Genomic DNA, 19406 nt, shown 5'->3' on the forward strand with positions numbered 1-19406 from the left:
GGCGCTGTGTGGGAGGTCGCGGTGGGAACTGCTGAGCGGCAGAGTCTTCCGAAGCTGTAGACACATGCGTAGTACTGCATATATGGTGACCGCAAGGCAAGGAAGGGGAGTGCCATGGTGGCAGCCGCGCTGGTGTTGTATCTGGTATTCGCTGTAGCAGCGTTCGGCTGGCGCAGCTGGTGGCAGTGGCACCGCACCGGATCGACTGGGTTTCACGGCATCGCCGGTCGCCCCGGTTCGCTGGAATGGCTTGCCGGAGTGGGACTGGTCGTCGTGCTCATCCTGAGTTTCGCCGCCCCGATACTTCAACTGGCCGACGTATTCGCACCAATTCACTTGTTGGACAAGCCAATTGTGCAGTGGATCGGTCTCGCCGTCGCGCTCGCCGGTGTCGCGGGCACCCTTTACGCGCAGCACGCGATGGGTGAATCCTGGCGGATCGGCGTCGACGCCACCGAACGCACGACCCTGGTGCGGTCCGGCGTGTTCGGCATGGTGCGCAACCCGATCTACACCGGCATGTTCACCTTCGCCGCGGGCGTAACCCTCATGGCACCCAATCCTGTTGCGGTAGTGGGCTTTCTGCTACTCGTCGCCGTGCTCGAGCTACAGGTGCGCGTGGTCGAGGAGCCATATCTGCGTGACGTGCACGGCGATCGCTACCACGCCTATACCGCCGAGGTCGGGCGCTTCGTCCCGGCCGTCGGCAGGCGATCGCGCGCGCCGCACGCGGGGTGAGATCGGCGCGTGTGCGGGCGGATTGCCCACCGGCCCAACCCATTTCCCCACTACAACTGGGGTTTCATCAGGCTGACACCCCGGCTTAACCTCCGATCCATCGGGATTCATCCGTCCCTTTGGAGGAGCTGACTATGCCCCGAATCTTCCGCAGTGCCACCGCCGGTCGCGTCTTCGCCACCGCCGCCGCGCTGCCAGTAGCGCTATCCCTCGCCATCGCGGGGTCGGCGTACGCCGACCCCGGTCCGCCGCCCGGGCGACTGGCCGACTCGATCAAGGCGCCCGCCGTCAAGCAACACCTGGAGAAGTTCCAGTCGATCGCCAACGCCAACGGCCGCACCCGGGCCGCGGGCACCGCGGGCTACGACGCCTCCCGCGACTACGTGGCCGGCGAACTCCGCCGCGCGGGTTACCAGGTGACGTTGCAGCCGTTCACCTTCCAGTCCTTCCGGGAGCGGACCACGCCCGTGCTGGAGCAGGTCTCGTCCGCCCGCATCGCGTACAAGCCGACCGCACCGGACCGCAACCAGCTCGGTGACTTCGCCACCCTCACCTATTCGGGCTCGGGCGAAACGAAGGCGACCGTCCAAGGCGTCGATCTCGCCTTGTCGCCTGGTTCGACGGCCAACGCCTCGACCTCCGGCTGCGATACCGCGGACTTCGCCAACTTCACTCGCGGCAATATCGCGCTGCTGCAGCGCGGCACCTGCACGTCCGCCGATAAAGCCCGGAACGCCCAGGCCGCCGGGGCTTCCGGCGTCATCATCTGCAACGAGGGCCAGCCCGGCCGCACCGACACCTTCGCCGAGCCGCTCGACGAGACCGGCATCACCGTGCCGGTGGTCGCCACCAGCTTCGCCGTCGGCAAGGACCTGGCCAAGGCGAACACGGTGGTCCGGCTCAAGACCGACACCGAGGCGCTCCCCGCCACCACGCACAACATCCTGGCGGAGTCCCCGCAGGGCAACCCGGACAAGGTCGTCATGGCCGGGGCACACCTCGACTCCGTGCGCGCCGGCGCGGGCATCAACGACAACGGTTCCGGCAGCGCGGGTCTGCTCGAGGTCGCCCTCCAAATGGCCACGACCACACCGAAGAACAAGGTCAGGTTCGCCTGGTGGGGCGCCGAGGAACTCGGCCTGGTCGGCTCCAAGTACTACGTGGCGAACCTGTCCGCAGCCAACCGCGCCAAGCTCGAGCTCTATCTCAACTTCGACATGATCGGCTCGCCGAACTACGCCTACAAGATCTACAACGGCAGCCAGGGCCCGGCCGGTTCTGACCGGATCGAGCAGAACTTCGCCCGCTACTTCGATTCGAAGGGCCTGCGGCACAACGGTGCTGCGCTCGACGGCCGCTCGGACTACGGCGCGTTCATGCGTGCGGGCATCGCGGTCGGCGGCTTGTTCACCGGTGCCGAGGGCATCAAGACTCAGCAGGAACAGCGGATGTTCGGCGGCCAGGTGGGCCGCGCCTACGACTCCTGCTACCACCGGTCCTGCGACACGACCACCAACATCAGCGACAAGGCGCTGACCGACAACACCGGCGCGATCGCCGACGCGATGCAGAACTACGCCGCCAGCGCCGACCCGCCCGGCACCGCGACCAGCTAGTCGCGCCACCAGGTGTCGAGCGGAGTGACCGGAACCGCGCGCTTGTGCCTGGTGTTCAGGTAGATCGACTCGATTCGCTCGGCGACCTCGGGGGTGACGTCCTTGCCCTCGAGGTAGTCGTCGATTTCGCGGTAGGTCAGGCCGAGCGCTTCCTCGTCGGGCAGCGACGGCCGATCGTCCTCCAGGTCGGCCGTGGGGACCTTCGACCAGATGCTGGCCGGCGCGCCCAACTCCTGCAGCAGCGCCGCGCCCTGATGCTTGCTGAGCCCGGTCAGCGGGGTCAGGTCGACGCCGCCGTCGCCGTACTTGGTGAAGAAGCCGGTGACCGCCTCCGCCGCGTGGTCGGTGCCGACCACGAGCATGTTCTCCTGACCGGCCAGCGCGTACTGGATCACCATCCGCTCGCGCGCCTTGATATTGCCGCGCACGAAATCCCGGAGCTTATCGATCTTCAGCGCGGACGCCACCTCGCCCGCGGTCGCGTTGGCGCTCGGGCGGACATTCACCGACACCGACTTGTCCGGCTGGATGAACCGCAGCGCGGTGCGCGCGTCGACCTCGTCGGCTTGCACGCCATACGGAAGCCGCACCGCGAGGAAGGTCACGTCCGCACCGTCGGCCCGGAGCTCCTCCGCGGCCAACTGGCAGAGCCGCCCGGCCAGCGCGCTGTCCTGTCCGCCGCTGATGCCGAGCACGAAACCCTTTGCGGGAGTGGCCTTCAGATAATCCTTGAGGAAATCGACCCGCCGCCGCACCTCGGTCTTCGGTTCGATGGTCGGCTGGACGCCCAATTCCGTGATGATCTGTTCGCGCAGGTTCCGCATGGCAGCCCACTTTACTGACTGTTCACCGCGAAACAACGCGGCGAACCAAGGCTTCCCAGTTGTCACCGATCTGATCGCGGGTGTATCCCTGCGCGCGCATCTGATGCATGATCAGCGCGGCGCTGAGCGCGGCGAGCAGGCTGTCGGCGACCAACGGGATCTCGCCGGGCACCCCGGCCTGGCGCAGCAGCATCGATACGTGCGCCTTGAGTAAGAGGTAGGGCGCACCCGAGTATCGATCGCGCGCCTCGCCGACCTCCGCGGCGCGATACAGCTCGCCCTCCACATCGATATCGAGCAGCCGCGCGCGCCCGAACGCGACGAGCCGCTCCGCCGGCGCCGCGCCGGGTCCCAGCGGCGGCGGCCCGAACATGAACGCCTCCTGCGCCTTGCGCTCGGAGTGATCGAGTAGCGCGAGCAGCAGCCCGGACCGGCTGCCGAACCGCCGGAAGACGGTGCCCTTGCCGACCCCGGCGCGCTTGGCCAGTGCGTCCATGGTGAGGCCGTCGACGCCCTGCTCGCGCACCAGCTGCTGCGCGGCGTCCAGCAGCAGCTGCCGGTTGCGTGCCGCGTCGGCGCGTTCGGTCGGTGCGGCCGCGCCGGGTGGCGGCGCGCCGATCCCGAGCAGCGGACGTGCCGCGGGCATGGGGAGATCCGATGTGGGGTAGCTCACAGCAGCCACACATTCTCCGCGGGAAGTAATCGGACCACGGTCCGGTTAGTCATCAATGAAAGTTCGGACACCACTTACTCAGTACACCAGGAGTTGTCATGGGCCAGACCCGCATCCTCGCTCTCGTCGGCAGCCTCCGCGCCGCCTCGATCAACCGGCAGCTTGCCGAGACCGCCGCACAGACGGCCCCCGCAGGCGTCGAGATCACCATCTATGAAGGCCTCGCCGACATCCCCTTCTACAACGAAGACCTCGATGTCGAGGGTGCGGTACCCGCCGCCGCGCAGGCGCTGCGCGACGCGGTCGCCGCCGCCGACGGCCTGCTCGTGGTGACCCCCGAATACAACGGCACGCTGCCCGGCGTGTTGAAGAACGCGATCGACTGGGCCTCCCGTCCGTACGGCGCCGGTGCCATCAAGGGCAAGCCGACCGCCGTGGTCAGCGCGTCGATCAGCCCGAACGCCGCGCAGTGGGCGCACGGCGACACGGTCAAGTCGCTCGGCGTGGCGGGCGCCGGCGTGGTGGAATCCGCGCACCTGCACTTCGCCACGATCGGCGAGCGGTTCGGCGCGACGCATCCGCGCGAGGACGCCGAGGCGCTCACCAAGCTGGCCGCCACCGTGCACGAACTGGTCCAGGCCGCTCGGGGCGAATTCGCCGCCGTGTAAGCTTCGCGTCCGGTCTTCTCGAGGGTCATCTCCAGGCGGTGGAGGTGGCCCTCTTTGTCTGCCCGGAAGGTTTGCTGGAAATCAGCTACGGTACGAAATTGTGATCTGCACCACGGTCGTGTCGGGTTGCGAATCGAGCGTCCAGGTACTTACTGCCTTCGAATTTCATCAATGTGACTCGCAACATGTCGTGTTGGATGATTCTGTCGGCCACTAGGTGTAGTGTCTTCGGTACTGGAAGACGGCATGACACCCCGCTCTGCGAGCACCAGCCCGAAGGGGTTGAGCAGGGGATTTACAGCCAGATCCAGGAGTTTGCGCAGCAAGGCCGATCGTGCACTGCATACGGATCATCAGGCTGTGGATCAGGCACAAGGAGAAGAGGGATACCAATGACCGTCACCGTGTACACCAAGCCCGCTTGCGTCCAGTGCAATGCCACCTACAAGGCCCTCGACAAGGCCGGGGTGGACTACGAGGTGATCGACATCTCCGAGAACGACGAGGCACGTGACTACGTCATGGCCCTCGGCTACCTGCAGGCTCCGGTCGTCGTCGCCGGCGAGGACCACTGGTCCGGCTTCCGTCCCGATCGCATCAAGTCGCTCGCCACCGTGGCGGCCTGACCGCCTCCGCTTTCCGTTCCTCCGAGAGGAGAGGGTGACCGTGTCCGATCAGGCCGCGCTCGTCTACTTCTCCAGCGCCTCGGAGAACACGCACCGCTTCGTCGAGAAGCTGGGTCTCCCGGCAACTCGCATTCCACTGCACACCGCCGATTCGCTGCGCGTCGACGAACCCTTCGTGCTGATCGTCCCCACCTACGGGGGCGGTCGGCACGTCCTGGGTGGGAACAGATCCGACAAGGATTTCGTGCCGCGGCAAGTCGCCAAGTTCCTCAACGATCCGCACAACCGCGCTCTGCTGCGCGGGGTGGTCGCGGCGGGAAACACGAACTTCGGCGATACCTACTGCTATGCGGGAGACGTGATCTCGCGTAAATGCGGGGTGCCGTACCTGTATCGCTTCGAACTCATGGGAACCGCTGAGGACGTCGAGCGCGTCCGAGAGGGATTGGGATTGTTTTGGCAACAACAACGACAGCACCGGCCGGAAAAACGGCTCGCTTAGAGCAGGCATCGGGCCGCGGTGCGGAGGCCGGCGAGGTCATGGACTACCACGCCCTCAACGCGATGCTGAACCTGTACGGCCCGAACGGCGAGATCCAGTTCGACAAGGACCGCGAGGCGGCGCACCAGTACTTCCTGCAGCACGTCAACCAGAACACCGTCTTCTTTCACAACCTGGACGAGAAGCTGGACTACCTGGTCGACGAGAAGTACTACGAGCCGGAGGTACTCGAGCAGTACAGCCGCGGGTTCATCAAGCAGCTGTTCCAGCAGGCCTACGCCAAGAAGTTCCGGTTCCCCACCTTCCTCGGCGCGTTCAAGTACTACACCTCGTACACGCTGAAGACCTTCGACGGCAAGCGCTACCTGGAGCGGTTCGAGGACCGGGTCTGCATGGTCGCGCTCACCCTCGCCGCCGGGGACGAGGTGCTCGCGGGCAAGCTGGTCGACGAGATCATCGACGGCCGCTTCCAGCCGGCCACCCCGACCTTCCTCAACTCGGGCAAGAAGCAGCGCGGCGAGCCGGTGTCCTGCTTCCTGCTGCGCATCGAGGACAACATGGAGTCCATCGGGCGCTCCATCAACTCCGCGCTGCAGCTGTCCAAGCGCGGCGGCGGGGTCGCGCTGCTGCTCAGCAACATTCGCGAGCACGGCGCGCCGATCAAGCAGATCGAGAACCAGAGCTCGGGCGTCATCCCGATCATGAAGCTGCTGGAGGACTCGTTCTCCTACGCCAACCAGCTCGGCGCGCGTCAGGGCGCGGGCGCGGTGTACCTGCACGCGCACCACCCGGACATCTACCGGTTCCTGGACACCAAGCGGGAGAACGCGGACGAGAAGATCCGCATCAAGACCCTCTCGCTCGGCGTGGTGATCCCCGACATCACCTTCGAACTGGCGAAGAAGAACGAGGACATGTACCTGTTCTCGCCGTACGACGTGGAACGCATCTACGGCAAGCCGTTCGCCGACATCGACGTCACCGAGAAGTACTACGAGATGGTCGACGACAAGCGGATCCGCAAGTCGAAGATCAAGGCGCGCGAGTTCTTCCAGACCATCGCCGAGCTGCAGTTCGAATCCGGTTACCCGTACATCATGTTCGAGGACACGGTGAACCGGGCCAACCCGATCGCGGGCAAGATCACCCACTCGAACCTGTGCTCGGAGATCCTGCAGGTCTCGACGCCGTCGATCTTCAACGACGACCTGTCCTACGCCAAGGTCGGCAAGGACATCTCCTGCAACCTCGGGTCGCTCAACATCGCCAAGGCGATGGACTCGCCCGACTTCGCGCAGACCATCGAGACGTCCATCCGGGCGCTCACCGCGGTGTCCGATCAGACGCACATCTACTCGGTGCCGTCGATCGAGCAGGGCAACAACGAGTCGCACGCGATCGGCCTCGGCCAGATGAACCTGCACGGATACCTGGCCCGCGAGCGGGTGCACTACGGGTCCGAAGAGGGCATCGACTTCACCAACATCTACTTCTACACCGTGGTCTACCACGCGATTCGGGCGTCGAACCTGATCGCGAAGGAGCGCGGCAGCTACTTCGGCGGCTTCCCCGAGTCCAAGTACGCCAGCGGCGAGTACTTCGACAAGTACACCGAGCAGGTGTGGGAGCCGAAAACCGAACGGGTCGCTCAGCTTTTCGCCGACGCCGAGGTGCGGATCCCGACGCAGGACGACTGGCGCGAGCTCAAGGCCTCGGTCATGGAGCACGGCATCTACAACCAGAACCTGCAGGCCGTCCCGCCGACCGGTTCGATCTCCTACATCAACCACTCCACCAGCTCCATCCACCCGGTGGCGTCGAAGATCGAGATCCGCAAGGAAGGCAAGATCGGCCGCGTCTACTACCCGGCCCCCTACCTCGACAACGACAACCTCGAGTACTACGACGACGCCTACGAAATCGGCTACGAAAAGATCATCGACACCTACGCGGCCGCCACTCAGCACGTCGACCAGGGCCTGTCGCTGACCCTGTTCTTCAAGGACACCGCCTCCACCCGCGACCTCAACCGCGCCCAGATCTACGCCTGGCGCAAGGGCATCAAAACCCTCTACTACATCCGCCTGCGCCAAATGGCCCTGGAGGGAACCGAAGTCGAGGGCTGCGTCTCCTGCATGCTGTAGGGATCAGCTAGCTCGCGAAAACCTCAGTGCCATAGCCGCACTGAGGTTTTCGTGTTTCCGGCTGATTCGTTGTTACCTTCTCCCGTCAGCATCCGTCATACAGACGACGATCGGAATTTCCGAGGTCGTCCGGGTGACAATGGGAGTGGAGAACACAATGCTGACGAACATCATGTACACGACGATCTACGTGACCGATCAAGACGGGGCGCTGACGTTCTACACCGAGGCGCTCGGGATGGAGAAGCGTATCGACGCCCAGGGGCCCGCTGGACGGTTCCTCACCGTCGGCGTTCCCGGCAGTCCGGTCGGGCTCATCCTGTGGTCGCATGCGCCGTCCGCTGGGCAGCCGGCCGCGGCGGCCTCGGCGGAGATTCCCGGGCCGGTAATTCTCGAATCCGATGACCTGAGAAACGATTTCGAGGTGCTTCGGCAGCGAGGCGTGACGTTTACCCGGCCCGAGCCGGAGGATTATCCGTTCGGGGTTCGCATCGACGCGGTAGATCCGGACGGTAACCGGATCGCGCTCCGTCAACAGAGCCGCGCCGATGGCTGACCACCCGGACCTGGTGGCCGCGGCGTTCGAGGCCCAGCGCGATCGGCTGCGCGCGGTCGCGTACCGCGTGCTGGGCTCGCACGCCGACGCCGAGGACGTGGTGCAGGAAGCGTGGCTGCGGCTCGCGCGTCAGGACGCGGCGGCCATCGATAACCTGGCAGGCTGGCTGACCACGGTGGTCGGCCGGATCAGCCTGGATGTGTTGCGGTCGCGGCACACTCATCCCGAAGCGACGTACGGCGACAGTGTGCCGGAGTTCGTGGTGACGCCCGACGATGGTCCCGAGCCCGCGGAGCACGTGGCGCTCGCCGACTCGGTCGGCCTCGCGCTGCTCGTCGTCCTCGACTCGCTGGGGCCGAGCGAGCGACTGGCCTTCGTGCTGCACGATATGTTCGCGGTGCCGTTCCACGAGATCGGCCAGATCCTCGGCAAATCCGCCGACGCCACCAAGATGATCGCCAGCCGGGCCCGCCGGAAGGTGCGGTCGACCGCGCCGCCGGCCGCCGCGGGACGCGAGCAGCGAGCGGTGGCCGAAGCCTTCCGTGCCGCGGCGTTCGGCGGCGATTTCGCGGCGTTGCTGCGGGTGCTCGACCCGGATGTGCGACTGACCGTGGCCGCCCAGGGCGGTGAGATGGTCGTTCTCGGCGCCACCGAGGTCGCGGCAGGCGCGCAGCTGGTCGCCGGCGCGGTCGCGCAACAGCGGGCGGTGCTCGTCAACGGCCTGCCCGGCTACGTCTCCTGGCGTAAGGACGGCTCCGTGTACTCCGTCATCTCGTTCACCGTCATCGACGACCGCATCAAAGCCATCGCGATCGTGTCCGACCCCGCCGAACTCGCGACACTGCGCCTCCCGGACCCGCCTGAGTCCGCGGTGCACTGAGGTTTCCGCAGTTGAGTGAAAATGGCTGGGCGAGTAGCGGATTCGGATATTATGCGAGCAACCGTATTCGGGGGAATGCATGAGCGATGCGTCAGATGACCAGCGTCCGAGCCGGATTCGCCGCCACCGAGCCCACCGCCGCCGGACGATGCGCAGTCCTCGCCCGGCGGCGCGGCGGCCGTCCGCATCGCGATCCTCGCGCCATCTACCGGGCCCGCGCTGACGCCGGTCAGTCCATCCGCTCGATCTGCCGGATCTTGTTCATCGCGTCCAGCGCGGCCACCTTGTAGGACTCGGCGAGCGTCGGGTAGTTGAACACCGCGTCGACCAGATAGTCCACCATGCCACCGCAACCCATCACGGCCTGGCCGATGTGCACGAGTTCGGTTGCACCGGTGCCGAATACGTGTACACCGAGCAGTGACCGGTTCTCGCACGAGACCAAAAGCTTGAGCACGCCGTAGGAGTCGCCGATGATCTGGCCCCTGGCCAGCTCGCGGTACCGGGAAACGCCCACCTCGAACGGAATTCGTGCCGCGGTGAGCTCGTCCTCGGTCTTACCGATGAAACTGATCTCCGGAATCGTGTAGATGCCGATCGGCTGCAACGACGACAGTGCCTGCACCGGTTCGCCGCACGCGTGGTGCGCGGCCAGCCGCCCCTGCTCCATCGAGGTCGCCGCCAGCGCGGGAAACCCGATCACGTCGCCGACCGCGTAGATGTGCGGCACCTCGGTGCGGAAGAACTCGTCCACCTCGATGCGGCCACGCCTGTCCGCGCTGAGCCCGGCCTTCTCCAGCCGCAGGCTCGCGGTCATGCCTTGCCTGCCCGCCGAATACATGACCACCTCGGCCGGAATCTTCTTGCCGCTCGCCATGATCGCGATGGCCCCGCGCGGATGCCGCTCGACCGCGGTGACCGTCTCCTGGAAGCGGAAGGTCACCGCGAGATCGCGCAGGTGATACTTGAGCGCCTCGACCACCTCGATATCGCAGAAGTCCAGCATCCGTTCCCGCGATTCCACCACGGTCACCTTGCACCCGAGCGCCGCGAACATCGACGCGTATTCGATGCCGATCACGCCGGCGCCGACCACGATCATCGACTGCGGCACCCGCTCCAACTCCAGAATGCCGTCGGAGTCGATCACGGTCTTGCCGTCGAAGTCCACCGTGTCCGGCCGCGCGGGCTGGGTGCCCGTCGCGATCACGATGTTCGCCGCAGTCACCTTCGCTTCCTGACCGGTGCCGTCGATCACCTCGACGGTGTGTTCGTCCACGAACGAGCCGAGGCCGGGCAGCAGCGCAACCCGGTTGCGGGACAACTGATTACGGACCACGTCGACCTCACGGCCGATCACGTGCTGGGCCCGGGACAGCAGGTCGGCGACGGTGATGTCGTCCTTGACCCGATAACTCTGCCCATACATCTCGCGCTGACTCAGACCCGTCAGGTAGAGCACCGCCTCGCGCAGCGTCTTGGACGGAATGGTGCCGGTATTGATACACACCCCGCCGACCATGTCCCGCCGCTCCACCACGGCCGCCCGTTTCCCGAGCTTCGCGGTGGCGATCGCCGCCTTCTGGCCGCCGGGACCCGACCCGAGCACCAGCACGTCGTAGTCGTACATGCGCCAAGTCTGACAGTGGAATATGAAATCCACGGTCGCTTCGGGTAACCGATCGAGCGAACTGCCGCCGACATCGGCCGAGAGGTCGGCGGCACCGGTTCCCGTTGCTCAGGCGAGGGCGGGAGCTACTTCTTTTTCGAAGAGCTCGATGCCGGAGGTGTCGTAGGCGGACTCGGGGAAGTTGAAGATGGCGTAGCCGAGGCCGAGGTCGCGGAGGGGGAGGAGGCGTTCGATGAGCTGCTCCGGGGTGCCGACGGCGGCGGAGGGGCGGAACATGTTGTCGACGAAGGTCTTTGCCTGGTCGTCGCCGATCACCGAGGCCAGCTTGGCCTGGATCTCGGCGAGTCGTTCCTCGACCTCGGCTTCGGTGGACGCGATCACCGCGTTGAAGTTCGAGGAGCGCACGATGGCGTCGAAGTCGGTGCCGACGTCGGCGCAGTGGGCGCGCAGGATCTCGGACTTGGCCGCGAATTCGTCGGGCGCGCCGCTGAAGTTGGTGTACTGGGCGTACTTCGCCGCGATCTTCAGGGTCTTCTTCTCGCCGCCGCCCGCGATCCAGATCGGAATCCCGCCGTCCTGCAGCGGAAGTGGCCGCACGATGGCCTCGTCGACCTGGTAGTGCTTGCCGTCCAGGGTGGCCTTACCGGTGGTCCACGCCTGCCGGAAGATCTGCACGCCCTCGTCCAACCGGCCGAGCCGCTCGCCCGCGCCGGGGAAGCCGTAACCGTAAGCGCGCCATTCGTGTTCGTACCAGCCGCCGCCGATGCCCATCTCGACCCGGCCGCCCGAGATCAGGTCGACGGTGGCCGCGACCTTCGCCAGGTAGGCCGGATTGCGGTAGCTCATCGCGGTGCACATCTGCCCGAGCCGGATCCGCGAGGTGGACGCCGCGAACGCCGACATCAGGGTCCACGCCTCGTGCGTCGCCTCTTCGGTCGGCAGCGGAACGGTGTGGAAGTGGTCGTACACCCACAGGGACTCCCAGGTGTCGCCGGCATCCGCGCGTTGCGCGAGATCCCGCATCACCCGCCACTGGTCCGCCGGGTCGATGCCGACCAGGTCGAGCCGCCAGCCCTGCGGGATGAAGATGCCGAAGCGCACAGATTTCTCCTTCGTGTGTTTGCCCCAAACCTAGTCAATCATCCCGTGCCGGGTCGATCGTGGCGTGGCGGCAGCGCAGTGCCCGGCCGAGCGCCGCCCGGCCGGGCACCTACCTGTCTACTCCTACGCGCCGGTGAACTGCGCCCCGGCGATGGACGTGGACGGCGCACCGTCCACGCCGACCGGGATGTCGCCCTCCAACGTCGTCCGGTACAGCACCCGGGTGACGTCGAGATGATCGAGGTCGCTCGGCGCGAGATGCGCCGTCACCCGGTTGTCCCAGAACGCGATGCTGCCTTTCGCCCAGCGGAACCGGACGGTGTAGGCGGGGTTGGACACCTCGTCGAACAGCAGCTTCAGCAGCGCGTCGCTCTGATTGGGGCTCAATCCGACGATGCGGGTGGTGAAGCCAGGATTGACGAACAGCGCCCGCTCACCGGTCACCGGGTGCACCCGGACCACCGGATGCTCGGTGACCAACGGCGCGGCGGCCACCTTCTTCGCGTAGTCGCTGTCCTCCTGCCAGACCGGCCTGCGCCCGCCGAACCGATGCTCGGCGCGCAGTCCCTCGACGAAACGCCGCAGCGATTCCGGCAGGTTCTCGTAGGCGGCGACCAGGTTCGTCCAGCCGGTGTCACCACCCTGCGCGGGCGCGATCTCGGCGCGCAGGATCGAGGCGGCGGGCGGGTTGATCAGCGGCGAGACATCGGTGTGCCAGAAGTTGGTGTAGCTGAATTTCTTTACACCGAACCGTTTTTCGTACAACCGGCTGTCCACGGCGAGGATCTCCGGGAACTCGGTCGGCGCGTCCGTGTCGTAGGGGTGCGACGGGGTGACCGCGCCGAACCGCCGGGAGAACGCGATCTGCTCGGCGTGGCCGATGTGCTGGTCACGGAAGAACAGCACCTTGTGCTTGTGCAGTGCGGCGGTGATCTGCTCGACCTGCTGGTCGGTCAGCGTCGCGCGCAGATCGACGCCGGCGATATCGGCGCCGATGTACCCGGCGACCGGGGTGATCTGCAGGGTGTCCGTGGTGGCGAGCGTGGCTGGTTCGTGCACCGTGGTCATGGGGACCTCGCTAGGGAGAAGTGGAGTGGGGGAGGCGGGTTCGATCGCCCGGACGACAGGCGCTGCGGCACCTGCGCATGAAGTCGACCTCGCGGCGTTTCGTCAACGGCGTCATGGCAATTCGGGTCCGATCGCGTAGCGCGCGCCCAGTGGGCCGCCGCCCCAGCCGAGCGCCTTGCGATAGCTGCCCAACAGGCCGTGCTCGATCAGGTAGGCCTCGTCGCGTTGCGCGTCGTCCGGTGCGAGTGGTTCCGTGCGCGCGGCGACGAACAGCGCGTCGGCCGGGCAGTACGCCTCGCACATGAAGCACGTCTGGCAGTCGGATTGCCGTGCGAGCAAAGGGATTCCGTCCGCGCCACGATCGAAGACGTGGGTGGGGCAGACCTCGATGCACTTGTCGCATTCGATGCATCGGTCGACCGAGACCAGTTCGATCATGCTGACACCAGCTGTGACTGAGCCAGGAACGTCGGTTCCGGTGCGGTCCACACCTCGTCGAGCCCGCCGGTGATCAGCCGATGATGCTGCGCCGGATCGAGCTCGGGGAACTCCTGACGACGCGCCATGCCGCGCGACTCGGTGCGGGCGAGCGCCGCCGTGTACATCCACCGCGCGTGCGCGAGCATCGCCGCCGCCGAGCGCACCTTGGACGGATCCTGTTCCGCGAAGGTCAAACTCGTCCGAGCCTGCTGCCACATCTCGTGCAACGTCGTCAACGCGGGCCGCAGCCGATCGCCGTGCCGGAGGTAGTTCTTGTCGTACGGCAGCACTTCTCGCTGCACCACCGCGACGACATCGACGGGCCGCAACTCGGCGTCCGGCCGCCCGGTGGGCCGGACACCCACCCCGCCCGCACCGAACCGTTGCCGATCGTCGACCGAATCACCGTGCTGCCGTGCGTATTCCGCCGCCCCCGCGCCCGCCCAACTGCCCGACGACATCGCCCACGCGGCATTGTGACTGCCGCCGCCGGTGAAACCGCCGCAGATCAGTTCCCGGGTCGCGACATCGCCCGCGACATACAGCCCGGGCACGCTGGTCGAGCAATCCGCGCCGGCGACGCGAACCCCGCCCGTGCCCCGCACGGTCCCTTCGAGCAGCAGGGTGATCGGGAACCGATCGGTGAACGGGTCGATCCCGAGCCGGTCGAAGGTGAGGAAGAAGTTCGGCTGCCCGAGCCGCATCGCCCGCCGTTGCGCCGCGTCGGCCCGATCCAGCGTGCAGTACACCGGCCCGTCCATCAGCGCCCGCGCGATGGGCGAGCGGCTCTTGCCCGACGCACCCGCCAGCGGTTCGCCATTGCCCAGGTAGAAGGTCGCGAAGGAGTAGTAGGCGGTCTTGGTCACCGAGGTGAACTCCGGCGCGATGGCGTAGGCATTGGAGAACTCCATGCCGGAGAGCTCGGCGCCTGCCTCGACCGCCATCAGGGCCCCGTCGCCGGTGTTGACGTTGCAGCCCAGCGTCTTCGACAGGAACGCGCACCCGCCGGTGGCGAGCACGACTGCGCGCGCGGTGATATCGATGAGCTCACCGGTGGACAACCGTTGCAGGCGGGCACCCGCTACCGAACCGTCGCCGGCGGTGAGCAATTCGATCGCCGGAGCATGATCGAGAATCGGTACGCCCGCACGCTGCACCCGAAGTCGTTGGCGCCGCATGTATTCCGGCCCCTGCACGCCGGTCCGCAGCGGCCGCCCCTCGCGATCGGCCGGAAACGGATACCGACCGGCCTCGGCGAGTTCATTGACCCTGGCATAAGTCTCGTCGAGCACCCGGGCCATCCACCCGCGATCGGCGAGATACCCACCGAGCGCCTCGCGACTCGCCATCGCCTTCTCGCGCAGTTCCGGTTCGGGCTGGACGTACCAGATCCCGGTCCCCGCGGCGGCCGTCGCACCGCTGGAACCACAGAAACCCTTGTCGGCCAAGATAACCGAGGCGCCGGCCGCCGCGGCCTTCAGCGCCGCCCAGGTACCGGCCGGGCCGCCGCCGAGTACGAGGACGTCGACAGTCATGCGCTCGCCTCGGTCCGTTCCTGCGTGTGCCTGCTTTCCACCGGCCCGAGCCCGTAGTGCCCACGCAGCGTGTCCGCCTGGTAGTCGGTGCGGAACAGCCCGCGCTCCTGCAGGATCGGCACCACCTGGTCGACGAAGTCTTCCAGCCCGCCGGGCAGATACGGCGGCATGATGTTGAACCCGTCGGCGGCCCCGTTGTCGAACCAGCTCTGCAACTCGTCGGCGATCTGGGTCGGCGTGCCCGCGAACGTCCGGTGCCCGCGCCCGCCGCCGAGCTTGCCGATCAGCTGCCGCACGGTCAGGTTCTCGTTCGCCGCCAACTCCTTGACCAACGTGAATCTGCTCTTGTGCGTTTCGATCTCGTCCTCCGTCGGCAGCGGTGGCAGCGGCGCGTCGAGCGCGTGCTCGGTGAGGTCGACGCCGAGCATGGTGGACAGCTGGCGCAGCGCGTAGTCCGGCGAGATCAGATCGGTGAACTCTTGCTCGAGCGCCTGCGCCTCCTCGGTGCTGTCGGCGATGAACGGCACCAGCCCCGGCAGCACCTTGAGCTCGTCGGCCGCGCGGCCGTACTTCGCCATCCGCGACTTCAGATCCTGATAGAACGCCTGCCCCTCCGCCAGGGTCCGCTGCGCGGTGAACACCGCCTCGGCGTGCCTGGCGGCGAATTCCTTTCCGCTCTCCGATGATCCGGCTTGCACGAGCAGTGGTCTACCTTGCGGTGTGCGCGGCGAGTTCAGCGGTCCACGCACCCGGAAGCGCGGTCCGTCGTAGTCGATGGTGTGCACCTTGTCCGGGTCGGCGAAAATGCCGGACTCCGCGTCGAGCAGGATCGCCTCGGCCTCCCAGCTGTCCCACAGTTGGTTGACCACCTCGACGAACTCCTGCGCTCGCTCATACCGCCGGGCGTGCTCGGGCACGCCGTCGTAGCCGAAGTTGAACGCCTCGTCCTCGCCCGCCGACGTGACGATGTTCCACCCGGCGCGACCGCCGCTGATGTGGTCGAGCGAGGCGAACTTGCGGGCCAGGTTGAACGGCTCGTGGTAAGTCGTCGACGCGGTCGCGATCAACCCGACATGCGTGGTGGCGGCGGCGATCGCGGCCAGCAGCGTGATCGGCTCGAAGACGGCGAGGGTGTTGCGCTTGATCCGCGGACCGACCGCGAGCCCGTCGGCGAAGAACACCGAATCCAGCTTGCCGCGTTCGGCGATCTGACCCAACTCCTGGAAGTGCCGGACATCGAGGACCCGGTGCGCTTCCGTGCGCGGATGCCGCCATGCGGCCTCGTGATGACCGACGCCCATCAGGAAGGCATTGAGGTGGAACTGTTTACCGGACATGGTTCTTCCTTGCGTTGCGGAGCGGATGGTCAGGCGTTCGGTTCGGTGCGCCAGCGCGAGAATCGGCGTTCGAGGGCGACCAGCAGGCCGTTGAAGGCCAGCCCGAGCAGTGAGATGGCGATGATCCCCGCGTACATGTTCGGGATCTGGAAGTTCTGCTGCGCCGCGGTGATCAGATAGCCGAGTCCGGCTCTGGCGCCGAACATTTCGGCGGCCAGCAGCACCAGGATCGAACTGGCCGCCGCCATCCGCAGGCCGGTGAAGATGGACGGCAGCGCGGCGGGCAGGATCACCTTCTGGAACAACCGGATCGGCGAGAGGCCGAGCGACACTGCGGATTTGATCAGGAGTGGTTCGACGGTACGGACGCCGCTGATCGTGTTCAGCAGGATCGGGAAGGCGCTCGCGTACACCACCAGGGCGATCTTCGAGGTCTCGCCGATGCCGAGGATCAGGATGAAGACCGGCAGCAGGGCCAGCGCCGCGGTGTTGCGGAACAGCTCCAGGATCGGGTTGAGGAAGTCCGCCACCGGCTTGTACCAGGCGATCGAGACGCCGAGCGGGATGGCCACGGTCAGCGCGATCGCGTAACCGGCCAGCGAGCGACTCAGGCTGGCCGAGATGTGCGTCCACAGCTCACCGCTCACCACCAGGTCGACGAAGGCCTGCGCGACCACCGAGAACGGCGGCAGGAACACCTCGTCCACCAGCCCGAGCGCGGGCGCGACCTGCCACAGCAGCAGGAACAGCGCGATCACGATGGTCGGCTTGAACACCCGCCAGGCGAAGCGACCGACCAGCCGGATCGCACGTGATCCGGCGTCGAACGACCGATCCGGCGCGGGTCGATCAGGTGGGGCCACGCGTACTGCGATCGTCCGCTCGGTGAAGTCCACTGCACTAGACATGGGTCAGCCTCTCGATGGGCGCTTCGGCCTGGGTTGTTTTGTCCGACAGTGACTCTCGCTCCAACGACGCGGCACGCTGCACCTCGCTCTGCAGCAGCGTCCAGATCTCGTGGCGGTAGTCCCGGAACCGCTCGGACGAACGAATGTCGCCGCCCGCCTCCCGATCGATCGCCACCTCGACGACCGCCTTGATCCGACCCGGCCGCGAGGTCAGCACCGCGACCCGCTGGCCGAGGTACACCGCCTCGTCGATGCCGTGCGTGATGAACAGCACGGTCTTGCCGGTGGCCCGCCAGATACGTAACAGCTCGTCCTGCAACGACTCCCGCGTCTGCGCGTCGAGCGCGGCGAACGGCTCGTCCATCAGCAGCACCTCCGGATCGAAGGCCAGGCTGCGCGCGATGGCGACCCGCTGCTTCATGCCGCCGGACAACTCATGTGGGTAGCGATCGCCGAACCCGGTCAGCCCCACCAACTCCAGGTAGTGCTCGGCGATCTCGCGCCGGGCCCTGCGGCGTAATCCCTTGGCCTCCAAGCCGAATTCGATATTGCCGCGCGCTGTGCGCCACGGCAGCAGCGCGTACTGCTGGAACACGATGCCGCGATCGAGTCCCGGCCCGGTGATCGGCTTGCCATCCAGGAGGATCTCGCCCGAGGTCGGCTTGCTCAGCCCGCCGAGCAGATCGAGCAGGGTCGACTTGCCGGATCCGCTCGGACCGACCAGCACGAGGAACTCACCCTCGCGCAGCTCCAGCGAAATGTCGTCGATGGCAGTGAATTTCTCGTTCGAACCGCGGATGGCGAACTGCTTGCGCACCCCGGTCAGCGACAGTTTCGCGGTCATTTCGATGCCACCGCCTCGCCGGTCGGGCCGCTCTGCGGGGTGAAGGTGCCGTTGGCGTACGGGTTGTCCTTGTTGGTGAACAGATCCGCCGCCTTCAGCTGGCCGTCCTTCAGCTCGCCGTTGCGGACCAGCCAGTCGATCCAGATCTGCAGTTCCTTCTCGGCGATCACGGCGCCGGGCACCGGAATCCCCGAGCTCTTCCAATACTTGATCAGCCCGGTGTTCTCGTTGCGCCCGCGCTTCTCGATGATCGAGGTGAACCGCGCGAGTACCTGATCACGGGGCGTGACCTGCAGCCAGCGGGTCGCGCGTGCGGTGCCCTGCACGAAATCCTGGACCGCCGCCGGGTTCTTGGCGATGAAGTCGTTGCGGAAGACGTAGGTGCCGTAGTCGAAGGTGCCGAACAGCCCCTTGTCGGTGAACAGCGGGTGGATACCGCCGCGCTCGACCGCGGTCTCGCGGAAGACGCTGCCCAGCGTGCCCACCTCGATCTGGTTCTTGCGCAGCGCGTCCTCGGTGTTCGCCGGCGGCACCACCGTCAGTTCCACCTGCTTGATCTCCTTGTCGGACAGGCCCTGCTGATGCAGCCATTCCCGGGTGATGAACTCGTGGTGCGCACCGAGGGTGTTCACGCCGACCTTCTTGCCGATGAGGTCGCGGGCCGAATTGATGCCGGAATCGTCGCGGACGAAGTAGCCGGTGAACGAATCCTCGTCCGAACCATAGGAACTGAGCACCGCGGTCACCTTCGCGCCACCCGCGATCAGTTTCACCACCGCGCCATTGAATGCGCTACCGAATTCCACCTGATTCGTGGCCGCCGCCTGAATATTGGCCGGGCCGCTGGTGGTGTCGCCCTCCCAGCGCAACGCGATTTTGCTGAAATAGCCGAGATCCTCGGCCAATTCGTAGGCGGAGACCTGACCGGTGGCGCCCTGATAACGGAGCACGGTCTTGCCGTCGGCGGTGCTGCCCGGCTCGGACTTGCCGCAGCCTGCGAGTACGGAAACGCCGGTGAGCAGGGCGAGGGCCACGGCGAACGCGCGGACCGCGCGGCGTGGGGGAGCGGAGGAGGGCATGATGGAAGTCCTTCGAATAAAAGCGCGTGCGAAAGGGAAAAGGGCACGGCGACAACAGAAGAGAAGCGACAATGGAATGCGGGCGCCGGAAAAACTGGCGTCAGCGGCGACAGATCCCGTGCGGCACCCGCATCAGGTCGATCGCGCGGCGGCGGATCAGCGCGGTAGGTGTCAACTCTTCGAGACTTCCGTGAACT

Annotated in this window: 19 protein-coding genes; 8 read left to right on the forward strand and 11 right to left on the reverse strand. The window is 66.5% G+C overall.

Going from position 1 to position 19406, the window contains the following annotated elements:
- The first annotated feature begins 114 nt into the window (after positions 1–114).
- Together ACFWF1_RS14820 and ACFWF1_RS14825 are read left to right on the forward strand one after the other, a co-directional pair.
- Positions 115–738, forward strand: a complete 624-nt coding sequence (locus tag ACFWF1_RS14820; RefSeq protein ID WP_379288045.1) for a methyltransferase family protein — start codon at positions 115–117, stop codon at positions 736–738.
- Positions 739–872: 134 nt separating this feature from the next.
- A complete protein-coding gene (locus tag ACFWF1_RS14825) occupies positions 873–2354 on the forward strand; it encodes a M28 family peptidase (RefSeq protein WP_379288043.1) in 1482 nt (493 codons plus the stop codon).
- Here ACFWF1_RS14825 and nadE read toward each other — a convergent pair.
- Positions 2351–3178: an ammonia-dependent NAD(+) synthetase gene (nadE, locus tag ACFWF1_RS14830; RefSeq protein WP_379288041.1), complete on the reverse strand. Its 828-nt coding sequence runs from the start codon at positions 3176–3178 to the stop codon at positions 2351–2353. The genes ACFWF1_RS14825 and nadE overlap by 4 nt on opposite strands.
- Before the next feature lie 22 nt (positions 3179–3200).
- The gene (locus ACFWF1_RS14835; protein ID WP_379288211.1) at positions 3201–3824 is read right to left on the reverse strand and encodes a TetR/AcrR family transcriptional regulator; all 624 of its coding nucleotides are present in this window, start codon (positions 3822–3824) and stop codon (positions 3201–3203) included.
- 125 nt (positions 3825–3949) lie between these two features.
- Between ACFWF1_RS14835 and ACFWF1_RS14840 the strand changes: the two genes are divergently transcribed.
- From ACFWF1_RS14840 to ACFWF1_RS14865, 6 genes are all read left to right on the forward strand, one after another.
- Positions 3950–4519 (forward strand): NAD(P)H-dependent oxidoreductase, encoded by a 570-nt coding sequence (locus ACFWF1_RS14840; RefSeq protein ID WP_379288039.1) that lies wholly within the window; start codon positions 3950–3952, stop codon positions 4517–4519.
- Between the two features lie 392 nt (positions 4520–4911).
- A complete protein-coding gene (locus ACFWF1_RS14845) occupies positions 4912–5145 on the forward strand; it encodes a redoxin NrdH (RefSeq protein ID WP_069163300.1) in 234 nt (77 codons plus the stop codon).
- 34 nt (positions 5146–5179) lie between these two features.
- The gene (gene nrdI / locus ACFWF1_RS14850) at positions 5180–5647 is read left to right on the forward strand and encodes a class Ib ribonucleoside-diphosphate reductase assembly flavoprotein NrdI (protein WP_379322183.1); all 468 of its coding nucleotides are present in this window, start codon (positions 5180–5182) and stop codon (positions 5645–5647) included.
- A gap of 38 nt (positions 5648–5685) precedes the next feature.
- The gene (nrdE, locus tag ACFWF1_RS14855) at positions 5686–7791 is read left to right on the forward strand and encodes a class 1b ribonucleoside-diphosphate reductase subunit alpha (protein WP_379288037.1); all 2106 of its coding nucleotides are present in this window, start codon (positions 5686–5688) and stop codon (positions 7789–7791) included.
- A 157-nt stretch (positions 7792–7948) separates the two neighbouring features.
- Positions 7949–8347 (forward strand): VOC family protein, encoded by a 399-nt coding sequence (locus tag ACFWF1_RS14860; RefSeq protein ID WP_379288036.1) that lies wholly within the window; start codon positions 7949–7951, stop codon positions 8345–8347.
- Complete coding sequence (locus tag ACFWF1_RS14865; RefSeq protein WP_379288035.1) at positions 8340–9227, forward strand: sigma-70 family RNA polymerase sigma factor; 888 nt, start codon at positions 8340–8342, stop codon at positions 9225–9227. Before ACFWF1_RS14860 ends, ACFWF1_RS14865 begins: the two co-directional genes overlap by 8 nt.
- A gap of 229 nt (positions 9228–9456) precedes the next feature.
- Here the strand turns inward: ACFWF1_RS14865 and sthA are convergent, their stop codons facing one another.
- From sthA to ACFWF1_RS14910, 9 genes are all read right to left on the reverse strand, one after another.
- Positions 9457–10857, reverse strand: coding sequence for a Si-specific NAD(P)(+) transhydrogenase (gene sthA / locus ACFWF1_RS14870; RefSeq protein WP_379288034.1), 1401 nt, complete (start codon positions 10855–10857; stop codon positions 9457–9459).
- 108 nt (positions 10858–10965) lie between these two features.
- Positions 10966–11958: an LLM class F420-dependent oxidoreductase gene (locus tag ACFWF1_RS14875; RefSeq protein ID WP_379288032.1), complete on the reverse strand. Its 993-nt coding sequence runs from the start codon at positions 11956–11958 to the stop codon at positions 10966–10968.
- A 123-nt stretch (positions 11959–12081) separates the two neighbouring features.
- On the reverse strand, positions 12082–13026 hold the full coding sequence (locus ACFWF1_RS14880; protein ID WP_379288030.1) for a TauD/TfdA dioxygenase family protein: 945 nt from the start codon (positions 13024–13026) through the stop codon (positions 12082–12084).
- A 111-nt stretch (positions 13027–13137) separates the two neighbouring features.
- Positions 13138–13464 carry a 4Fe-4S dicluster domain-containing protein gene (locus ACFWF1_RS14885; RefSeq protein WP_379288028.1) on the reverse strand — a complete coding sequence of 109 codons (327 nt, stop codon included), beginning with the start codon at positions 13462–13464 and terminating at the stop codon, positions 13138–13140.
- On the reverse strand, positions 13461–15041 hold the full coding sequence (locus ACFWF1_RS14890) for an FAD-dependent oxidoreductase (RefSeq protein WP_379288026.1): 1581 nt from the start codon (positions 15039–15041) through the stop codon (positions 13461–13463). The genes ACFWF1_RS14885 and ACFWF1_RS14890 overlap by 4 nt, the downstream gene beginning before the upstream one ends.
- Complete coding sequence (locus ACFWF1_RS14895) at positions 15038–16378, reverse strand: LLM class flavin-dependent oxidoreductase (protein ID WP_379288025.1); 1341 nt, start codon at positions 16376–16378, stop codon at positions 15038–15040. The genes ACFWF1_RS14890 and ACFWF1_RS14895 overlap by 4 nt, the downstream gene beginning before the upstream one ends.
- A gap of 29 nt (positions 16379–16407) precedes the next feature.
- Positions 16408–17286 carry an ABC transporter permease gene (locus ACFWF1_RS14900; RefSeq protein ID WP_379288023.1) on the reverse strand — a complete coding sequence of 293 codons (879 nt, stop codon included), beginning with the start codon at positions 17284–17286 and terminating at the stop codon, positions 16408–16410.
- Positions 17279–18130: an ABC transporter ATP-binding protein gene (locus ACFWF1_RS14905; protein WP_379288021.1), complete on the reverse strand. Its 852-nt coding sequence runs from the start codon at positions 18128–18130 to the stop codon at positions 17279–17281. The genes ACFWF1_RS14900 and ACFWF1_RS14905 overlap by 8 nt, the downstream gene beginning before the upstream one ends.
- Complete coding sequence (locus tag ACFWF1_RS14910) at positions 18127–19209, reverse strand: ABC transporter substrate-binding protein (protein ID WP_379288019.1); 1083 nt, start codon at positions 19207–19209, stop codon at positions 18127–18129. Before ACFWF1_RS14910 ends, ACFWF1_RS14905 begins: the two co-directional genes overlap by 4 nt.
- Positions 19210–19406 lie beyond the last annotated feature (197 nt).

The organism is Nocardia sp. NPDC060255, from assembly GCF_042727395.1.
In the GTDB taxonomy this organism is placed as follows: Bacteria; Actinomycetota; Actinomycetes; order Mycobacteriales; family Mycobacteriaceae; genus Nocardia.